The sequence below is a fragment of the uncultured Chloroflexus sp. genome (genome assembly GCF_938091255.1).
In the GTDB taxonomy this organism is placed as follows: Bacteria; Chloroflexota; Chloroflexia; order Chloroflexales; family Chloroflexaceae; genus Chloroflexus.
The window spans coordinates 116384-136734 of the sequence record NZ_CALLJH010000021.1 but is presented as its reverse complement, the minus strand read 5'-3'; the positions used below and the strand labels follow the sequence as shown (position 1 = coordinate 136734).

The following is a 20351-nucleotide window of genomic DNA, read 5'->3' as shown; positions in this document are numbered from 1 at the left end:
TGAAGATGGCCGACAGCTAGCGTTCAAGGACGGACAGTACATATGAGCGTAGATGTCGTTGATGGCGTTGTGATGCGCCGGTTCACCCTCATCCCTAGCCCCTCTTCCACTAGCGTGGGAGAGGGGAGTAGAACTCAGCTTTGAGGCATTACACGGCGGTTATCGGTTGTACTCGACCAAATTTCTGTCCATCCCTCAATGCTGGTAGGAGAAGGTCGCTCCTGCGTTCCGCTCCCGCAATGCTGTGCCCGCCATCCAACGGCTCCCCTCGCCCGCCGTGAGGTGGGAAAGGGGGCTGGGGGGGTGAGGGCCGATCCCAAGGTGTAAAGCGAGCAAAGCCACAGAGATTTTAAACGCAAAGGACGCAAAGGTTTTTTAGGATGACGATCATCCGCCGCGCCCTCGGCACCCTTAGCGGTAAGCACGATAGCACCCTCATCTCCAGCCCCGCCCCACGCCAACAGGGGAAGGGATCTCAGTGCCGAGCGGTGAGGTATCGCACAGCGATCAACGGTTGTACTCGATTGCATGTTCTGTTCGAACAGCCAGCGTAGCGGGCGCAGCCCACTCAAAGCACGCTCCCGCTAGGTGGAATGGCGCGGTAATTTTGATGACCACCCTCCAGAACGCCTTGCTCATTTTACCTTACTCGGCGTATACTTCTACAAGGAAGAAGTTTTGAAATATGTTGAGATGTTCAATGACTGTCGATCCGCGTGACTATCGCGCCACAATGGGTTTGTTTGCCACCGGGGTGACGGTAATTACCGCCAGTGATGGCCAGCAGATCCGGGGCATGACCGCCAACTCGCTCACTTCAGTTTCTCTTGATCCGTTGCTATTACTCGTCTGTGTTGATCGCAACGCGCGCATGGCGCCGGTGATCAGCGCAGCGACTCATTTTGCGGTGAATATCTTGCGCGCCGATCAAGAAGCGATTGCGCGCCATTTTGCTGGCCGGCCACAGCCTGATCTTGACATCCCAATGATCGAACTGGCCGGCGCGCCGGTGTTGCGCGATAGCCTTGCCACACTGGTTTGCGCCCGCGATCGCATCCTCGACGGCGGCGATCATCTGATTGTGTTAGGGCGCGTGCTTGCGCTACGTCGCGCATCTGAAGGGGAGCCGCTCTTGTACTTTGCTGGCGCGTATCGCCACTTGGCGGAAATATCGCCAGCGCTGGCGTAAATCTATCCGCCATGCTACGATTCACTCTGGTATCGTTGGTTGATGTCGGCGTACCTACCGGAGTGGATGGTAATGATCTACCTACGCCGGCGCATACTGCTTGGCTTTGGTCTCGGTTACGCTGCACTGATCTGGCTCGGCGCGCAGCTAGTCATCACAATGCACGGCTTGCCATTGATTTGGCTTGCCGCTGGTGTGGCGTTAGGCGGTGCGCTGCTAGCCGGTAACCGGATTTTGCCGGTCATCTTTGTCGGTGCATTGGTTGGATATGGCGCCGTCTTCTGGCAGCTCGGTCTCCCTCTTGCACAGTTGCTGCTCTCGGCGGTGATCTTTGCCGGCGTCGCTGTGGGGCAGGCATGGCTGAGTTATTTCCTCGTGTACCGGTTTGGCGGGCCGCTGCCGCCAGTCTCCTTACCGCGAGTCTTCCTTGTTTGTGGGTTACTCGCGCTGGCCGCCTTGCCGGCGCCATTTGTAGGCACAGCAACAATGGCTGCTGCTGGCGTGCGCTTGGCTAACGATTGGCCGTTGGCTGGCTGGCAATGGTGGCTCAACTTCCTTGCTGGCGTATGGTTGGTCACACCGTGGCTTGTTGTTGGCGCCTCCTATTGGCATCGGCGACCAATGCGTGAACCGTTCCTGTGGCCGGTGAGTAGCCTCTTACTAGCATTGCTGCTCTTTAGCCTGCAACTGGTTTGGCGCGATGTCCAACAGCGGTATGCTGACCGGCTCCAAGCCGATACCACCGAGATCATGAGTCTGATCGATGACCGGATGACGCGCTATGAACAAGGGATTCAGAGCATTAGCGCTTTTTTTCTCGCTTCACAGTATGTTGAACAGCATGAGTTTAGCGTCTTTGTGCGCACAATCCTCAATCAGCTACCGGCGTTACAGTCAGTTGGTTGGGCGCAGCGAGTGACACAGGCTGAACAAGTGGCGTTCGAGCGCCGGATGCAGGAAACCGGCTTGCCAGACTTTCGGGTACGCGAGCCGGGAGCCTATGGCCCGCCGGTAAGTGCCCGGCCTGAGTATTACCCATTGACGTATGTCGAACCGTTTGCCGAGCGCCGTTCGGTGTTAGGCATGGATATGGCGGTCGAGCCGGTACGGCGCGATGCGCTGGCGCAGGCGCGCGATAGTGGGCAGATCGTGATGACAGGGCCGATCTCCCCGTGGGTGTCAACGGTAAAGACGCCGTCGGTGTTGTTGCTGGCGCCGGTGTATACCGCAGGGCCGTCGCCGCAAGATGTGGCTGAACGCCAGCGCCGGATTAGCGGGATGGTGATGTTTTTAGTGTTGCCGTCAGAGTTGATTGAGCAAGCGTTGCGGCCGGTCGTTCCGCCTGATCTTGAGGTACTCTTGCTAGACGTCACCGATGGCACGCCGCAACCGCTCGCTTTTTACGCATCGGGCGCAGCGCAATCGCTAGAGCAGCTTGATCTGGCAGTATTTATGCGCGAGACCGCTATCGTTATCGAGCAGCAACGCTATGGCCGGGTCTGGCAATTTGCGTTGCGCCCCGGCGCAACGTACCCGAACCGTTGGTTGAATTGGGATGCAATGAGCCGCATACTTATCGCCGTTGCGAGCCTCACGGTCTTCTTTCTTTTTATCGGCCAACGCCAGCAGCACGACGCGCGCCAACGCCGCCTCACCCGGACCTATGCCTTGCTCAGCGCCATTAACCAGATGATCATTCGCGAACGAGAGCCGCAGCGGATTTTTCAAGAAGTCTGCCGGATTGCGGTTGAAGTGGGCGGGTTTCGGATGGCGTGGATCGGGCAGCGACAAGCAGGTAGTGATCGGTTGGTGCCGGTTGCATTTGCCGGAGAAGTAGGCGACTACCTCGAACACCTTCAGATCTCGCTGACCGAACATACGACCTGCCCGACGGCGCAGGCGCTGAGCGGCGGTCAAGCGATGATTGTCAATAATCTTGCGACTGATGAACGGGTGGCATTGTGGCGTGAAGCGGCGCTACGGTTAGGGTATCGCGCCTTAGCAAGCTTTCCATTGCTGGTCGATGGCGCGGTGTATGCGACTTTGAGCCTCTATGCCGGCCAGCCCGCTTTTTTCGATGCTGACGAAGTGCGCTTGCTCAAAGAACTTGCCGATGATATTGCCTTTGCCATCATGGTTGGGCGGCAAGAGGCGCAATTGCGAGCGAGTGAGCAACGTAACCACTTAATCGTTAGCGCCTTGCCCGATCTCGTCTTTCGGCTTAATCGGCAGGGTGTGTTAATTGATTTCTCGGCGCCCTCTGTCTCGATGTTGCTCAGGCCGCCGGACGAGTTTCTTAATCAACCATTTGAATTCGTCTTACCCGCTACGATAAGCAATCGGTTACGGGTCGCCCTAGATGCCGCTTTTCTCACCGGTGAGCTACAGACGGTGGATTATCAGCTTACGATTGACGATCACGAACGCTTTTTTGAAGCGCGCATCAAGGCCAGTCCCGCCGGTGATGAGGCGATCGCGATTGTGCGTGATGTGACGGCGTGGCGCATGGCTGAGTTAGCCTTGCAGGCTGAACGTGATCTGCTCGCCCGCCGCGTCGCCGAACGCACCGCCGAATTGAGCCGGGCCAATGCTGAACTGGCGCGGGCTGTGCGCACCAAAGATGAATTCCTCGCCAATATGAGCCATGAGCTGCGCACACCACTGAATGCGATCCTTGCCCTCAGCGAGAGTCTGTTAGAAGAGTTGCGTGGCCCGCTTAACGAGCGGCAGCGGGCAGCTGTGTGGGCAATTGAGGCGAGTGGACGCCATTTGTTGGCTCTGATTAACGATGTGCTCGATTTGGCCAAGATCGAAGCGGGGCGGATGGATATCATCAAAGAGGTAGTCGCACTCAGTGATCTGTGCGAAGCGAGCATGACACTGGTCAAAGAGCAGGCTCACAAGAAACAGATCCGCCTTTCGTTGTGGATCGACAATCCGCAGGCACGCTTTATAGCCGACCCCCGCCGCATCAAACAGATACTGGTCAATCTGTTGAGCAATGCCGTCAAGTTTACGCCTAACGGCGGTTCAGTGGAGTTGCGCGTTGCGACCGATGCGAACCAAGGCACGATTGCCTTTGCTGTTAGCGATACCGGTATTGGTATTGCGCCTGAACAGTTGCAATACCTCTTCCAGCCGTTTGTGCAGCTCGATAGCAGCCTCAGCCGCCAACACGAGGGTAGCGGCTTGGGGTTAGCATTGGTGCGCCGGCTTGCCGATTTGCATGGTGGGAGCGTTGCAGTAGCCAGCGAACCGGGAAAAGGTAGTATCTTCACGGTGACGTTGCCCTATCAACCGACGACGCATGCGGTTGTGACCGCGACTGATGACGACTTGTCTCCGCTGCGGTTGGCGTTGGTGATAGTTGATGCGGGGATGATGGCCGATCAATTGGCCCGCTACCTCGAAGAGCAGCAGATCCAGCCGGTGTTGGTGTTGCAGAGTAATGATGCGCTTGAGCATGCAGCCGCAATGCGTCCCGACCTCATCGTGCTCGATCTCCACATAGCCGGCGGTGTGGGTTGGGACATTCTCGCCGGCTTGCAGCACGATCCTGAATTGCGTTCAATTCCAGTAATCGCCATTGTCATGCCGGATGAAGCCCAACAAGCGTTGGCTGCCGGTGCAGTGGCATGGTTGGTGCAACCGGTTGATCGGGGCGCATTACGACGGGCATTGAGCCATATCACCTTTTCGCCCAAGCCAGCAAGTGCGCCAGAATTGCGCCACAGCGCGGGGGCCAAGCTCTTGTTAGCCGAGGATAACGAACTTAACCTGTCAACCATGAGTGAATATCTCGCTGCCTGTGGTTACGAGTTACGGGTCGCGCGAAATGGGCGCGAGGCGTTAGCAGTTGCCGCCGAATGGCAGCCTGATCTGATCATCATGGATATTCAAATGCCTGAAATGGATGGCTTAGAAGCGATACGGCAATTACGCGCGCAAGCGATGTACGGTGCCACGCCGATTATTGCCGTCACTGCGTTAGCGATGCCGGGTGATCGCGAACGTTGCTTGCTAGCCGGCGCAACCGATTATCTAGCTAAGCCGGTCAATCTACGCCGGTTAGTCGAGCGCATCGAGCAGCTTTTGTATCAACAGCAACATGCCAGATAATTCCGGTGTATCTAGTATCCTTCATGTGCTACAATCAGACATAACGATAAGGTCGGTGCAGCCCTCCTTGCTGCTGCCCTTTCACCCTCGCTACTGCGGGCAACGACCTGCGCTATCGTTGGTTAGTTACCCATTCCGCCAGAGGAGCGCCCCTATGCTGGCCCGGATCGCACTCAGCCTACTGCTTGGCTTCATTTGTGGCACGACTGGTCTCGTCTTTATGCCCGATTTAGCTCGCGTCATTGGCCCATTCATCTGTGTGGGCGAATTGCAGCCTGATCGAAGTGAAGGCGTGTTGCATTTTCGTTGCCGCACGGTCAATGGCGATGAACAGCGCCTCGATCTGAAACAGATGTTGCCGTATGCCATTATCAGCACATCGTTGCTCTTGATCCCGCCGGTGCATACCGCCATTCGCCGCTTCGAGCGGCGCCATTCGGCGATCCGACAGGCCATCGATCGCGATTTAGCCACTTCAGTGCTGGTGCGTGCTGAGCTGTTGAAGGTGGAGCTTGTCGGTTCGTATAAACGGGCCATTTTGATGCGGGCGGTCGAAGTGGAGTTGACGCTATGGGTCTACCCGCCGGCTCAGCGCCCCTACGAAGCGCGCGCATACTGGTTGGTAGAGGAGGCTGGATTGACCAATTTACGGCGTGGCGTGATGCTCAATGCACGGATTAACCCATTGCGCCCGCAGCGCGTCTATCCAGCGGAACCGTGGGCAACATACCTCTGGTATGAAAAAGTGCCGGCAGGAGGATAGGGGGATGGGAAGGGGCGGGTGTCAAACCCGCCCCTCAGCGTCTACGATGATGATCTTCTGCCCCCAATCGGTCTCAGTTCAGGCTGCCATGTATCGAGCAGAATCCAGAGCACAAGCGCCAGCAAGACCCAATGCAATTGGTCGTGAATGAGCGCGGCGATGCTGACGATTTCGCGGGCAAAGGGAATGGTCTCGTACAGCGACTGCAAGAGACGGGCAGGTAACGCTTCCAATTGCGCGATCAGTGAACCGGCGCCAAGCTGAAACCAGACGATCTGATAGAGATAGGTAGCGCCAACCATCGAAACCAGCACCACGAGCGCAATCAACCCAATCGCGAGATAGAAGCGCCAACGTGACAGTGGTGCCGAGGTCAGAGCAGGGCTAGGCGCGGTGTTTGGCACCAATTGCAACAGCCGGTGCGTTAATTCAGGCGGCGCCTCCCAGCGCAATTCGTGGCGGAGCGCCGCATCGAATAGCTCTTCTGGCGGTGGTGTTGGCATTGGCGTAGACATAACTCACCTCCTTCCCCACCCCGGCAGCAGGCGTAGCGGCGTAATCCGCAGCAACTGATGATCATCAGCCGGTTTCAGAGCCGGCTGACTCACGGCACGAGTTGCTGGTGGTTCATTCGTCTGCAACAATTGCGCAAGGCGCTCTTTGCCGCGCCGGATATGGCTCTTCACGGTATTGAGAGGCAGGTCAAGTATCTCGGCAATATCGGTATACTTGAGATCCTCAAAATAGTATAACGTAAGCACCAGCCGGTAATGCGGTTCGAGCTGTTCGAGCGCGCGGCGTACTTCAAGTCGCAACTGGTTTACATCAAGCGATTGGGCCGGATCGATCCAGCGGTCAGGGTCAGCCACGGTATGCAGCGCATCGAGCTCTTCGTCATCGGTAGCGGGTGGCACAATCGGCGCTTGCCGCCCGCGCCGGCGCAATTCATCGCGGCACAGATTGACCACCAACCGGTACAGCCACGTGGTAAACCGGCTCTCGCCGTTGTACTGGGGCAAGGCGCGGAAGAGCCGAATAAACGCCTCTTGGGTCAGATCGGCGGCATCATCGGCGTTCTTCAGCACGCTCATCGCGATGCTGTACACATAATGTTGCTGACCGATGATCAAATCGGTCAACGCTTGTTGGTCGCCTTGTTGGGCACGCACAATCGTCTCGCGAGATGGTTCAGCCACCGGTTTGCTACTCCTGACGCCGGAAAGGCGTCATAGGCGCACTGCCGAATCGCAGCGGCGGATTGACTGATACATAGACGATGGTGCGGCAGAAAAAGTTGCACACAACAGTAAAAGCTGAGCGCCGCGTACATTGTGGCGCTCAGCACTACGTTATGGCACTGGATCGTAACCGCCGCGGGCGAAGGGATGGCAGCGTGCGATCCGTTTGATCGTCAGCCAACCGCCGCGGAGTGCGCCGTGCTTCTTAATCGCTTCATAGCCGTAGTGCGAGCAGGTGGGGGTATAGATACAGCTCGGCGGCGTCCACGGCGAGATCGCGACCTGATAGAAACGAATCAGTTTTAAGAGCAGCCAGCGCAGCATACGCTTACTCTAGCGGATCCTTCCCGATGGCAAAGGCGCACGACGAGCAATTACCCTGCCCCATGCATGAGATCTGCTCAACCGAGAAGCGGCGGCCACCGCTCACCCATGCGGTGGCCTCTTCGAGAATGCCGCGGGCAATGTAAAACACCGGGCCCGGCTCAGGGCGCGTGATACAGTTCGAGCAGCGGGTGATGTGGTACACGAACCGTCCGCGCTCTTCCTCGACATGGCTCGACTGGTCGGAGAAGCGGTCAAATGTTTGGGCGGTGGCGTTCAGTACGATCTTGAGTTTCATGGTGATCGGCATGAGTTTTAATGCCAGATCAGCCATACCAAGCAGCGGACCGAACTCCTTCAGACCAAGCGAGAAGGCGACACGCCCGGCGCGCAACTCGAGGCCGCGCGCTCCACGCGGCCCGTACATCGTGCCGAGCGCCACCGAATACTTCGAAATGGCTTCGAAGGGAAATTCGCGCTTGAGGTCGTTCGGCGGGTAGGCGTCGATGTACTGTTGCAGATCGGCAAGCCGGAGCAGGGCCTTCACGCCGTTCTGACCCATGACTTCCTCCAGCGACAGGAAGCAGAGTCGGCCGATCTTATTAGGATAGTACAGGCCGCGGAAGGCTTCTACTGACGTCATGGGTTCTCTGGCTCCTTCTCACAGCTACGAAGAGAACGGCTCTTTGCGATAACGCTCATACTATAACAGAAAATGGCGATTAGCGCACAGTTTCCCAGACCAGATGCGCCAATTCGGGCAAGATGAGGCGGTTCATCCCGAGCTGAACCGCGTTAGGCGAACCGGGCAGGCAGAAGATGAGCGTTCTGCCAAAGACGCCGGCGGTTGCGCGCGAAAGCATCGCTGCTGGCCCAATCTCGGCAAATGACAACATGCGAAACAGTTCGCCAAAACCGGGCAACCGTTTTTCCAGCAAGGTGTCAATCGCTTCGAAGGTACTATCGCGCCGGGCGATACCGGTGCCGCCATTGGTGATAATCACTTTGCACCCTTCAGCGGCAAAACGACGCACCATCTCGACGATTTGCGCCGGCTCATCTCGCACCACGGCATATTGTACCACATTGTGACCAGCTTGCGTCAGTGCCGTACAGATGGAGCGACCGCTCTCGTCGGTCGCTTCGGTGCGGCTGTCGCTTATCGTCAGTACCGCGCATGGAATTGATGCCGTCTGCATCGCCGCTGCCTGACGGTGTTCTTGATGTCCCATAGTACGGTTCCTTGCCGTTTATAGATCTGCTGTATCCTACCATAATTTGGCCGGTTGTGTCCAATGATCTTGCGATTGTCGAATGGTGTCGAGACTCTAAGGATAGGTGTCACACCTACCCCGGCTGTTCCCCGTCGGTCAAATACCAAACGGCTGGGCGGGGTCATGCCCGTCCTGACTGTATTGCAGGCGGTCGGGTGGGTGTTAACCCTGTCCCGCTTGTATCGGAGGCGGTCGGGCGGGTGTCGCACCTGCCTCTACCGTTTCTTATCGTGTCGGATACGTGGCGATCTACGCTCCTTTAGCGGCTTGTATTCAATTTAGATATGTGATATATTCGTAATAGATCTCAATTTCCACGCAATTACAGTCGCGGCGCAGCGCATCCTCTCTTCACCGTTCTCCGGCGTGTCCGCAGAACTAAGATAGTGTGTTAGTGTCGGTCACGAGGAGGTGTCAATGACAGCTTCCACAACGGTTGGAGTCGCTTACGATGACGTGATGGCCGTGTTGCAACGATGCTATGACCCGTGTTGCAAAGAGCGGCAGGTGAGCGTCGTGGACATGGGGCTTGTCGAGCAGGTGCGCATTGCAGGGACGCAGGTCGATATCGACATTATCTTGACCACCGGTTGGTGTCCATTCGCGTTGCATCTCTTGCAGATGATGGAAGAGGAGGTGAAGACGCTGCCCGGTGTCGAACAGGTGCAGGTCAATATTACGTGGAATACGCCATGGTCGCCCGAACGGATGTCGGCATTGGCGCGTGAGCGCTTGCGCTTGCCGCTCGAGCAGCTATTGCCGCTGCGTGAGGCACGGATGCAGCATGCGCGGAAGGAGGGTGCGCAATGATTGACGATGCATTTGTGTTTGACGGTGTCTGTCACGTGTTTAATTTCGACAAGTCGAATGCTTTTGGTAAGCCCGGCGAGATGTTTATTGAGCATCTGTATGCCTTCCACCAAGTGCTCAACGCCCCCGGCGAGAAGACGCTCAGCCGCGAAGAGTATATGCGCGAATGGCACGTCGATGAGATTGCGCGCATGGTCTTCGATGAGAGTCCGACTGATATGATCGTCGCGCAGCCTCTACCCCTCACCGATCTGTTCAAAGATGGCCTTTCGCCGTGGGAGCGTTGTGCTGAGATGGCTCGCCGGTATCCTGATCGGGCGATCTTTTGGGGGTCGGTCAATCCACTTGAGGGTAAGAAGGCACTCGATCTGATGGAGATTCAGGTCAAAGAGTATGGCGCCCGTGGGTTCAAGCTCTACAATGTACGCTACGATTATGGTCAGCCATTCCCATGGCGGATGGACGATCCGCGCGTGGCGTTTCCTGTCTTTGAAAAGGCGCTTGAGTTAGGCGTCAATATTATCGGTGTTCATAAGGGGGTGCCGCTCGGTCCGCAGCCGATTGAGCATACGCAGGCATGGGACATGGACGGCGCGGCGGCCAATTTCCCTGAGATCAACTTTATCATTTTCCACGTCGGTCTACCCTTTATTGATGAGATTTGCTGGCAGTTGGTGCGCTATCCCAATCTCTACGCTTCAATTGCTGCAACCGTCAACTTTGTCGTTCGTTCGCCGCGTGTCTTTGCCGAAACGATGGCTAAGCTGCTGTTCTGGTGTGGTGAAGACAAGATTATCTACGGTGGCGAAACACCGATCTGGCATCCGCGTGGTGCACTCAAGGCATTCTGGGAGTTTGAGCTGCCAGAGGATATTGTGCAGGGGTACGGTTGCGGTCAGTTGACTAAAGAGGCGAAGCAGAAGATTCTGGGCCTGAATCTGGCTCGCCTGCATGGGATCGATGTTGAAGCGAAGAAGCGTAGCCTCGGCTTGGCGGCGTAGCGTGGGTTGCAGGCGCAAAGAGCTGCCATTGCTCTTTGCGCTTTGCCATTTACCCCTAAGTTGCCCCATTTTCCGGCCATCGTTCGGCTAACAGCCATTCCAGCGCCAGCAGGTAGCCGCGCCAGCCGAGGCCGGTGATCTGGCCGCGCGCAATCGGCGCGATCACCGAGGTGTGGCGGAAGGCTTCGCGTTGGTAGACATTTGATAGGTGGACTTCAATGATCGGCGCTGAGAGCATTGCTAACGCATCACGCAACGAGAGACCATAATGGGTCAGCGCCCCCGGATTGATAATGATGCCGAGCGCATTCCAGCCGTGCGTCTGAATGGCATCGACCAGCTCCCCTTCGTGATTGGATTGAATGCAAATCACGTTAACGCCGGCTGCTGAGCCGCGCGCCAAGAGCGCGGCGTCAATGTCGGCTAGGGTCGTGGTGCCGTAGATCTGCGGTTCGCGCCGGCCCAGCATGTTGAGGTTGGGGCCGTGAATGACTAAGATGGTTGGTGGCATCGTCATTGCTCTTTTGGCGGCAGCGTGCTGCCGTTATTACCGGCTAACAACCGGAATAAAGACCGTTTCGCCAAAGATGTCTGCCCGATAGAGATAGATCATCGAGAGCCGGATACTACTGCGTTGGCTTGGGTCGCGCCGCGAGGTGGCCGTCAAGATCAAATCGTGGCGCAATGCAAATGGTTGGATCGTTGGTAGATTGACTGTGACGTTGATCCCAACATCGCTCGCGCCGCTGTTGAGCGTCACGGCGTTTGGCGTGATTGTGACGCCGAACTTGCTATCTAATCCGCTGACAGTGAGATCAAAGGTGTCGGTGTCGTTGCCAAGGTTTTCCAGCACAATCCTGCTAAAAGTCATCTGGTTTGTTGCCGCCGGAATGCCGCGCAGTTGGTCGCTGCTCAGCAAGACGCCGGTAACCAATCCAATCCGCACACTATTAAAGATGGTGCTTTTTACGTTAGTATCGGTCTGCGAAGTAGCAGTAACCCGGATGCTGCTTAGGTTGAGGCCGGCAGCTAGCCCGCCCGGCAGATTCAGCAGCACGGTGATTTCGCGGCTCTCGCCGGGGCCAAGATTGACTTCATTGGGGAAGACACGCACGTCATGTCCATCGCCTTGGATAGCGGTGATGGTGTAGGTGTCGGCGCTAAAGCCGATATTCCGTACTGTGTGGGTGATGACCGTCGTAGCGTTCGGCAATGCAATCACGTTCCGCGCCGGTTCGAGCAATACGTCGCGCAGCGCGCCGACTTGGACGATATTCTCGGCACTGGCTAACAATAATGCGCCACCGGTAGCCCGCACTTCCACCGTGATCGAGTTACTCGTGCCGGGCGGGCTGCTAGCTGGGATAGTTACTGTCACCGTGACCACGGTTGTACTGCCCGGTGCCAAGACGGCAGTGGTCGCTGGTGTGATAGGAGGGGTTGGCCAGCTTGGATCGGCGCTGCGCGCGATCAAGTCATAAGCGATCGTTGATGAGCCGTTGTTGCGCAGGGTATGCGTAAAGACGACCGTTCCCCCCGGTACGCTGTTAGCAGTTGTGCCTGCCGAGAGCTCAGCCCCGTCAATACTGTTTACCGTAACGCTATCAACCACCTCGGCGCTGACCGCCGGGTTGCCTTGCGATGTAGCGCGGGTGGTAGCTGTTGCTATCGTGCCAGCGGCGATGCCGGTCGGAACCGTAATCTGCACCGTTACAGTGATGGTAGTGTTACGGGCGAGGACCGGAGTCGTTACTGGATCGGTTGTTGCCGTCCAACCGCTGGGCAATCCACTGAGGCTAAGGGTGAACCGATCGGGTGCGTTGCCGGTGTTGGTTAAGGTATGCGTAAAGGTGACGATCGCCCCCGGATCAGCATTGACATTGAGCGGGGTGGGCGCGAAGCTCAGATTGCGGATCGTCGTCACCGTCACCGTGGCGGTCGTACTAGCCGTGCTGTCAGGCGCAGGCGGGGTTTGGCCGCCATTGCGGGCAATCGCGCGTATTTCGACCGGCGTATCGCCGCCATCAGCAGTTGCCGGCACACTTACTTGCAGGGCATAGGTGCAGGTACTGCCATCAGCCGGTACTGGCGAGGGGCATGTGGTGCTACTGCCCACAAGGTTCCAGCCGGCAGGCAAGGGTTGCTCGAAATCAAACGGCGCCGGTGCGTTGCCGCCGTTACGCACGGTGACAGTGATGGTGGCCGTCGCGCCGGGATCAACTGGGTTGGGCGCTACCAGCGGGCTACCCACAAAGACCGGTGTACCGCCGCCGATGACTTGTGCCGTGCCGGTAGCGGTCTGGTTGGCCGGCGGGTTAGTGCCGCCGTTGACACTGGCTTGGACGATAAAGTTGTAGAAGCCGACCGGCTCGCTGGCGCCAGCGGTAACGGTGAGGGTGATTGGGCGCGCTTGCCCGGCGGCAAGGGTGAAGCTAGTGGCCGGAATTGCGGCAAACGTCAGGCTAGAGGCAGGCGTCGTGTTGCTTGGCGGGGTGATAATAAAGGTATCAGTGAAGTTGCCAGTATTGGTCAACACATAGCTGAATTCAACCGAGCTGGCCGGTGTCAATTGGCGGGTGGTTGGGGCAAGAGCAGTAAACTCGAAGCTGCGCACCACCGGCACGCGCACGGTATCAGTAGTGGCCGGATCGCTCTGCTCGCTAAAGACTTGTGTGCCCTGCTGACTGGTCGCGCGCACGCGGAACGAGAACGGGTAGTCGCCAGCGAGTAATGAGCTACTAGAGGGCGTATTCACCACAATGGTGAGGGTCGTGCTCGCGCCGGCGGCCAGCGTCGTGCTGCCGAACGTCGCCGAAGTGATGTTCCAACCCGCTGGCGGCGTGCCGCTGAAGATCGGCAAGCCGCTGCTGCCGTCAGGCCGGATAATGCTCAGATTACCGGTGAGTTGGCCGGTATTGGTGATGGTATGGGTAAAGGTAATAGTGTTACCGGTGCGCTCGATAACTTGGCCGGGTGAGACGACCGGCTGGGCCGGAATGATCGTCACCGCTTGCGCAGCGGTGGTCAAGGTCACGCTATTTGAGACCGTCTGATCGCTACGAGCCGTCACCGTAGTGGTGTCGGTGTCTCCGGGGCTAGCAGTGAGCGGCACCGCCACGCCAATGACAATCTGTGTGCTACCAACCGGCGGCACCTCTACTAAGGCCGGCCCACTCGTCCAGCCGCGATTGCTATCGAGTGTCAGGCTATAAGTGCGCGTCACCGAGGCGGTATGGCTCAAAGTTAGGGTATAGGTGGCTGTGCTACCAAGGCTGACCGAACGGCTGGTACCGCCGGTAACGGTGAGCGTTGCGGTTGGCGTGGCGCAAGCGTCGGTGGCATTGACATCGAGCGCGTTTGAGAAAGGCGAGCTATTGCCGGTGGTAGGATTGTGGACGGTCGCCGTGATGAATCCCAGACAACCGGTTATGTTGGCGCTGAAGTTCCCGCCGGCAGTGGTGGTGACACTGGTCAAGAAGACCGGCCCTTCGCGATCACGGTCGGTCACGCTCGCACTGGCAGTAAAGATTTCCACCACACAATTTGCACCGCAGCCGGTCGTGCCGGTAACAATTGGCGAACCAGCAGTAATTGGATTAAAGCTTGGTGCGGTGAGACTACCATTAGCGTTGCTGCCAAGGCTAATCCCGTCACCGTCGTTGTTTTGGGTTGTGTTGCGCGAGAGTAACACGCCAGAGATATTAGCGGCGACGAAGATGCCATGACCAATGCCAAGTCGTCCATTGCGCACCAGCCGATTGCCAACCAGTTGATTATTGCCGCTATTGACAGTAATACCGTGGGTGGCGTTGAAGGCGGAAGTATTGCTTTGGCCGGCGAAAGCGATCAGGTTATTTTCAATCCGATTATTGCTGCCACTGTTGAGCAGAATGCCATCTTTCCGAGTGGTCGTACCGCTAGCTGGTGTTTCACTACTCGAAGCGCGTACCCCAATGCGGTTGCCGATGATAAGATTATTGCTCGCATTGTTAGCTAGATTGATACCGACATCAACCCCGCCGATCAGGTTATCGCGCACGGTCGTATTACTTGCGTTACTAATCCGTATACCTCGACTATCAGCCACGACCGAGCTAGCAAGTTTATCGCTACCATCAGCGCGAACGCCAAGATAGTTGCCCTGCACGGTGTTACTGTTGGCGGTGCATGTTGCGCATGGCTGGATAAGAACAGCAGCGCCTGATCCGGTTGTAGCAAAATCACCAGCAGCGATCACATTGCGATCGGCGGGGTTAGGTCCACCGATCAGTGAATTACTGCCATTTTCGATCCACACACTCGCATCACCAGTACCGTAGCCGACGGTGGTTTGGTTAATGGTAGTCTTGGATGTTTGCGTGCCGGTCGGATCAACACCAAGATAGTTGCCGCGTACCACAGTATTTCCTGAGCGAATGCGAATGGCATTGGTACGTGCGCCGGCAATCACGTTGCCCGGCCCAATGGTGACGCCTACACTATTGCGCCCAACGAAAATACCTTCACCACCAGTTGTTTGATTGATCGTGCCATTGCCTACTGGAAACGGGTTGCCACTCGGATCGAGGGCAACGCCGATATAGTTGCCGACGATCACCGTCGGGCCGGTAGCGAATTGCGTGTCTTCAATCACTATCCCGCCGTTAGTATTGCCGCCGATATAGTTGCGTCCGCCCACCGGATCAATTGGTTCGCCAATTTCGGTATTAATGGCACCATACGTTGCGCCACCAGCAATCAAAATACCGATTCGGTTTGCGATAACCGTTCCGGTTGCATTGACGCCGATCCAGTTGCCGACAATCCGATTGTTTCGAGGAATAGAAGGGGCATCGGCAGTCGTAGCGTTACTTAACAGCGTGATACCGGCGGCATTGGGTCCGGTATAACCGCCGATCAGATTACCGCTGATCAGCGTGTCACGTGCATAGCTTTCGAGTGAAATGCCGCCGAGATTGCCCGATGAGGGGGTAACATCTAAGCGAGCATCACCGCTGATGGTGGTACCAATGTAGTTACCAAGAATCTGATTACCGCTGAGTACTGTATTGCTCGACACATTGACAACACCAATATCAGCAATCTCGTTGCCGCTGATCACATTGCGATCCGCCGGATCGCCGGTACCGATCCGGTTGTTGCTCGCACCATCATTAAGCAGAATACCGTAACCGGTGTTTGGCTCCGGTGAGCCGTTGAGGTGACCGATCCAGTTGTTGGCAATGAGGTTATTTTGAGCATTATTCCGCACATAAATGCCCGATCCGCCCGCCGAGACAAGAGAGGTACCACGGCTAAAGCGAATAATCACCAGTCCGCGAATCACATTGTTGTTGGAAGCGATGACCAAGCCATGGGCCGGAATAAGGGATGTACTTGCGGTCAATTGTTCACCGCTAATAATAACGCTATGCCCATTCCCGCCGTCAATCGTGGTATTGCCTTCGGTGAGTGGCGGCAGTCCGGTGTTTTGTACATAAATCGTTCCGCTGACGCTAAAGGTGATGGTGTCAGGCACACCATTGCTATTCGCCACATTGATCGCCTCGCGCAGCGTACAACCACCCGGGTTAGACGTGCAAGCGCCATCGTCCGTGTCGGCCAGTGAATTAACGACGAATGAAGCAGCCAGTGCCGGTTTGGTTGTCGGCAGCAGGCTCACAATCAGAATGATGAGGAGGGCAAGGTGCAAATGACGGTGCATAGCGCCGCTCCTAGCGGGTCACAAGCGGTATCCAGACCGCCGGGACTTGTACGCCTGACGAATCGCGCACAATGGCTACATCTTGCACCTCGGCGCCGCTGAGCGGTTCGGTCGAACCGGGGATCGAGGCCCAGATGCGTAGCGTCTCGCTCGTGCCGGGTAATATGAACTCACTGATCCGTACCCTTACTCGTAGCACAATTTGGTTGATCCTCCCGCTACCCGTAGTATTATCCAGCGTTACCTTGTTATCAACAATAGAAACACCGCTGGTGGCTGACTCAAACGCGATTAAGGTACTGCCACGACTGGCAGCGAAATTGAGCTGGAAGGTCGCCCGTCCGTTGCTTGTGTTGCGCAGCGTATGCAGGAACACGACTTCACGCCCAGCCTGCACATCCTGCTCTTGATTGCTGCGCAATTCGGCGGCGTGGCGTAAGCCAACGCTGGTGATGTTCGTCATTGTAATCGCCTGTGTGCTAAAGCCACGCGGCGTCGCGGTGATAACGGTCGTAGCCCGTACCGGATTACCGCTCGCGTCGGTCGTCTGCGCACCGGCTGGCACGGTGATCTGTACGGCAATTTCGGCACTGACTCCCGGCGCTAATGTTACCGTTGGTGTCAGCACCGTCGTGTTGTACGTGTCGAGACCGATCAGGTCGGCAGTGGTGGCGCTCACATCAACCGGCACGGTCACATTGCCATTATTGGTGATCTGGTGGCGGTAGATGTAGGTGTCAGCCGGCAAAACGGTTGCGGCGCCATTGGCCGGATTGGTCACGAGTACCGGCAAGGCTTCAACCGCAGTGCGCAGAGTTTGGGTGATCGGATTAAGCACCGGCCCCGTCAACGAGACGGTGGTAGTATCCGTAATTGGCACCTGCACAGATGGATGGCTTCCGGTAGGAAGGGTCAGCGTAACGGTCAGCAATTGGCTCGCGCCGGGCAACAGCGTGAAACGTTCGCTCGGCGCAACGGTCGCCGTCCAGCCGCTCAGCGTGCCGGTGGCCGTGAAGCGGATTCGATTGATGCCAAGTGTGCCATGGTTTTCCAACCGCAGCCGGTACGTGACACTGCTGCTGGGTGCAGCGCTCTGTTCGATGGGATCAACGGGGATGAGGCGTAGATCGATTGTAGGTGTAAAGACACGGAACACCGAGGTATTGCCGAACAGATCGGTTGCAGTAAAGAGCAGTTGGCGGTAGTTCTGGGGTGGGGTGCTGAGCGTGGCATTAAAGACGCCGGTGCCGTTGGCGCTCGCGCTAGTTAGTGGTTGCCAACCCTGCCCATCAGGCGTCGCTAGACTCGTATCATCGCCATAAATATGAATTGTGCAGCCGCTGCAGGCTGATACCGGATCGAGATCCTCTTCGCGTTCGGCAGTACTGGCAAAGACATTGCCGCTCACCAGCCCATCTTGGAAGACTTGGAAATTAAACGGCGGATCGATGCTGTGGTTCGGGAGCGTAAGGTTTTGATCCGGATCAGGCGGCGTTCCGCTGTACAACGTCGCGTTGGCCAGCTCAATCCCGCCGAGGGCGTTAGCCGCCATCTGATTTTGGCTAATCGTCACCCGGCGCGCCGTATCAGTGACCAGCACGGCGTAGCCGCCATTAGCGCGCAACCGGTTGCTGTTGATGACCACGCCGAGGCTACTGCCGCCGACTTGAATACCATCGCCGCTATTTTGCTCGATCACATTGCCATCGTTGATCGTCACATTGCGAACATCGGTTAAGTGTATGCCATCGTCAGCGTTCGCGCGTATCTGATTACCGCTCAGCGTTGCAGTGGTAACGTTCGTGAAGCGGATTCCATTAGCCGCGTTTAGCCACACCAGATTACCGCTCAGGGTGGCGGTTGTTACGTTTGTCAGCGCAATACCGACTCCGGCAGGACGGGCCAGTGGATCGGGGCCGCCAGCCGGATCGGCTACCCAGCCAATCTGATTCTGCTGGATCGCGATCGACTGGGCATTGCTTAGCTCAATCCCGGCGGTGCTGCCGTTGCCGCCAATCGTATTGTTGGCAATAGTGACTTGTGAGGCCTCGATGACGCGGATCGCTGGGCCAGCGTTGGCTGCGGCAACGCTATACGCATCGCCGGTCGCGTCGCGGCGCAATCCTAGGGTATTAGCGCGCACGGTAATGCTCAAGCTGTTTGTGCCGCTAATATCAATCCCGGGGCCATTGGCAGCAGCGATGATATTGCCGTTCGTGCTGCCGATCGTGACATTTTGGCTATCGATCACAGCAATGCCGGCGTCGGCACTGCTGAGCGCCGTGCGGCCATCGGCGCTAAGGCCAATGATGTTACCATCGAGGGTCGCGCTGCCAACGTTGCGCAGCCGGACATCGTAGCCGGTATTGGCGGCAATTCTCGAATTGGTCATCGTCACCTGCGCCGTGCCGTTGAACTCAACGCCGCCGCTGTTGGGGAAGGTCGCTGTGCCAGTAGGGAGCGCCGCAACAAAAGCGTTCGTGATCGTAACGCTGCTCACGCCGCCGCCAACCCAGATCCCCGGCCCGCCATTGCTGCCAATGCGTACATCAGCCGTGGCACTACCGATAGCAACATTACCGGCGCTCTCGCTGATCCGGATTCCGCCTTGGCCGTTTGGCCGCGGGCTAGTAGAGACACGGCTCAAACCAATGACGGTATAGCCATTAATCATGGTGTTAGCTGGCGCTGCGCCGCCGCCGCTCCGCACGTGAATGCCATATCCGCTATTGCCGCTGATCACCAACGGGAAAGTGGCACTAGAACTGCCGATCACCGTCGCTTGCACTCCGTCTTCGATCCGGATGCCGTCGCCGCCATTGCCGAAGGCTGCTTCGCTGTCGAGATTGATCCCGATCAAGTTGCTGCTGATCGTTGTGGTGTAGGTTTGCGAACCGCTAATGAAGATTCCGCTGAGACCGTTGGCACCGATCATATTGCGTTCTGCATTGGTTGCGCCGCCGATCACATTTAACTCAGCGCGTCCGTTTGGATCGCTGGTCGTATCACTCAGAATTTGGATACCATAACCGCCGTTGGGCCGTATGGTAGTGGCAGTGGTGAAGAGCACGCCGATCCGGTTCGCTCGTATTGTGTTCCGTGAAGCGTTGATGATGACGATCCCGTTGGCAATATTGCCGGCGATAGTGTTAGGGGCTGAGGATTCACCGATCTGATTACCGTGCGCGTTAGTGCCGATCAGCATCACTCCGTTGCGGTTGCGGATAGCTTCTGTCGGTGTCGTGCCATCGAGTTGCAACCCAAGATAACAATTGCGCACGATATTATTGGCGCTACTGATATAAATACCGCTGCCGCGGTAGCTACCCACGTCGCTGCTCACGCCATAAATTGCTAGGCCCTCGATAATTGCGCCGCCGCCATTCAACACGAGGCCAGCGTCAGCGCCGTTGGCGTTGATGGCCACCTGCGGCGCACCGGCTAGTACATTGGCGCTGATCGTGACATTCGCGCGCGTGATCGGCGGCAGCCGTTCACTTAAAGTGATGATGTAGGGGGCGCTCGCGACTGAACCCTCTGTTACGAGATCGAAGTTGATAGTAATCCGGTTCGTGCCGGGGGTGCCATTTGCTTTGGCAATTGCTTGGCGCAGGCTGCAATTGGTATTGACCAGATCATCAGTACAATGGCTGTTAATGTCAGTGACGGGATTGTCGGCCAGTGTGTCAACGAAGAATTCATCAACCCCGGCCTGCCCAAAGCTTAAGCGCGGCCAGATTAGAATACTGCTGACAAAAACGGCAAGAATGACTAACTGCCAATATCTGCGCGCATGCATGCGAACTCCTTGCGCCATCGAACGGCGCGCAGCAAGAGGAGCGGATTAGCTCCGTGTAGAAACGTTCTCTTCACCATTGGTTCTGATTGTAACACGGTGTATAAGCTGGCTGAAGAGGCAACCAGACAGG

13 protein-coding genes are annotated in these 20351 nt (G+C 57.0%); 5 read left to right on the top strand and 8 right to left on the bottom strand.

Translation table 11 applies throughout. The annotated features are described in order from the left end of the window. Window positions 1–700 precede the first annotated feature (700 nt). From Q1A00_RS08675 to Q1A00_RS08665, 3 genes are all read left to right on the top strand, one after another. Entirely contained in the window at window positions 701–1189 is a 489-nt protein-coding gene (locus tag Q1A00_RS08675) for a flavin reductase family protein (RefSeq protein ID WP_298408229.1), read from the top strand. Between the two features lie 72 nt (window positions 1190–1261). Further along, a complete protein-coding gene (locus tag Q1A00_RS08670) occupies window positions 1262–5308 on the top strand; it encodes a CHASE domain-containing protein (RefSeq protein WP_299756269.1) in 4047 nt (1348 codons plus the stop codon). Window positions 5309–5462: 154 nt separating this feature from the next. After that, entirely contained in the window at window positions 5463–6071 is a 609-nt protein-coding gene (locus Q1A00_RS08665; RefSeq protein WP_298408221.1) for a hypothetical protein, read from the top strand. A 41-nt stretch (window positions 6072–6112) separates the two neighbouring features. Here the strand turns inward: Q1A00_RS08665 and Q1A00_RS08660 are convergent, their stop codons facing one another. From Q1A00_RS08660 to Q1A00_RS08640, 5 genes are all read right to left on the bottom strand, one after another. Continuing rightward, window positions 6113–6586, bottom strand: coding sequence for an anti-sigma factor (locus tag Q1A00_RS08660; RefSeq protein ID WP_298408218.1), 474 nt, complete (start codon window positions 6584–6586; stop codon window positions 6113–6115). A gap of 3 nt (window positions 6587–6589) precedes the next feature. Then, complete coding sequence (locus Q1A00_RS08655; RefSeq protein WP_298408216.1) at window positions 6590–7267, bottom strand: sigma-70 family RNA polymerase sigma factor; 678 nt, start codon at window positions 7265–7267, stop codon at window positions 6590–6592. A gap of 153 nt (window positions 7268–7420) precedes the next feature. After that, the gene (gene yidD / locus Q1A00_RS08650) at window positions 7421–7633 is read right to left on the bottom strand and encodes a membrane protein insertion efficiency factor YidD (protein WP_066788495.1); all 213 of its coding nucleotides are present in this window, start codon (window positions 7631–7633) and stop codon (window positions 7421–7423) included. Window positions 7634–7637: 4 nt separating this feature from the next. Then, a complete protein-coding gene (locus tag Q1A00_RS08645) occupies window positions 7638–8276 on the bottom strand; it encodes a 4-vinyl reductase (RefSeq protein WP_066788492.1) in 639 nt (212 codons plus the stop codon). A gap of 79 nt (window positions 8277–8355) precedes the next feature. After that, window positions 8356–8865 (bottom strand): MogA/MoaB family molybdenum cofactor biosynthesis protein, encoded by a 510-nt coding sequence (locus tag Q1A00_RS08640; RefSeq protein WP_298408209.1) that lies wholly within the window; start codon window positions 8863–8865, stop codon window positions 8356–8358. Between the two features lie 459 nt (window positions 8866–9324). On the opposite strand from Q1A00_RS08640, the gene Q1A00_RS08635 reads away from it, so the two are divergent. Together Q1A00_RS08635 and Q1A00_RS08630 are read left to right on the top strand one after the other, a co-directional pair. After that, a complete protein-coding gene (locus Q1A00_RS08635; protein WP_298408206.1) occupies window positions 9325–9717 on the top strand; it encodes a metal-sulfur cluster assembly factor in 393 nt (130 codons plus the stop codon). After that, the gene (locus Q1A00_RS08630; RefSeq protein WP_298408204.1) at window positions 9714–10718 is read left to right on the top strand and encodes an amidohydrolase family protein; all 1005 of its coding nucleotides are present in this window, start codon (window positions 9714–9716) and stop codon (window positions 10716–10718) included. Before Q1A00_RS08635 ends, Q1A00_RS08630 begins: the two co-directional genes overlap by 4 nt. A 55-nt stretch (window positions 10719–10773) precedes the next feature. Here the strand turns inward: Q1A00_RS08630 and aroQ are convergent, their stop codons facing one another. From aroQ to Q1A00_RS08615, 3 genes are read right to left on the bottom strand one after another with little or no spacing between them, the layout of a single operon-like run. Further along, on the bottom strand, window positions 10774–11229 hold the full coding sequence (gene aroQ / locus Q1A00_RS08625) for a type II 3-dehydroquinate dehydratase (protein ID WP_298482399.1): 456 nt from the start codon (window positions 11227–11229) through the stop codon (window positions 10774–10776). A gap of 36 nt (window positions 11230–11265) precedes the next feature. Continuing rightward, window positions 11266–16422, bottom strand: a complete 5157-nt coding sequence (locus Q1A00_RS08620; protein ID WP_298482397.1) for an NEW3 domain-containing protein — start codon at window positions 16420–16422, stop codon at window positions 11266–11268. 10 nt (window positions 16423–16432) lie between these two features. Beyond that, a complete protein-coding gene (locus tag Q1A00_RS08615; RefSeq protein WP_299756261.1) occupies window positions 16433–20221 on the bottom strand; it encodes a right-handed parallel beta-helix repeat-containing protein in 3789 nt (1262 codons plus the stop codon). Window positions 20222–20351: the final 130 nt, after the last annotated feature.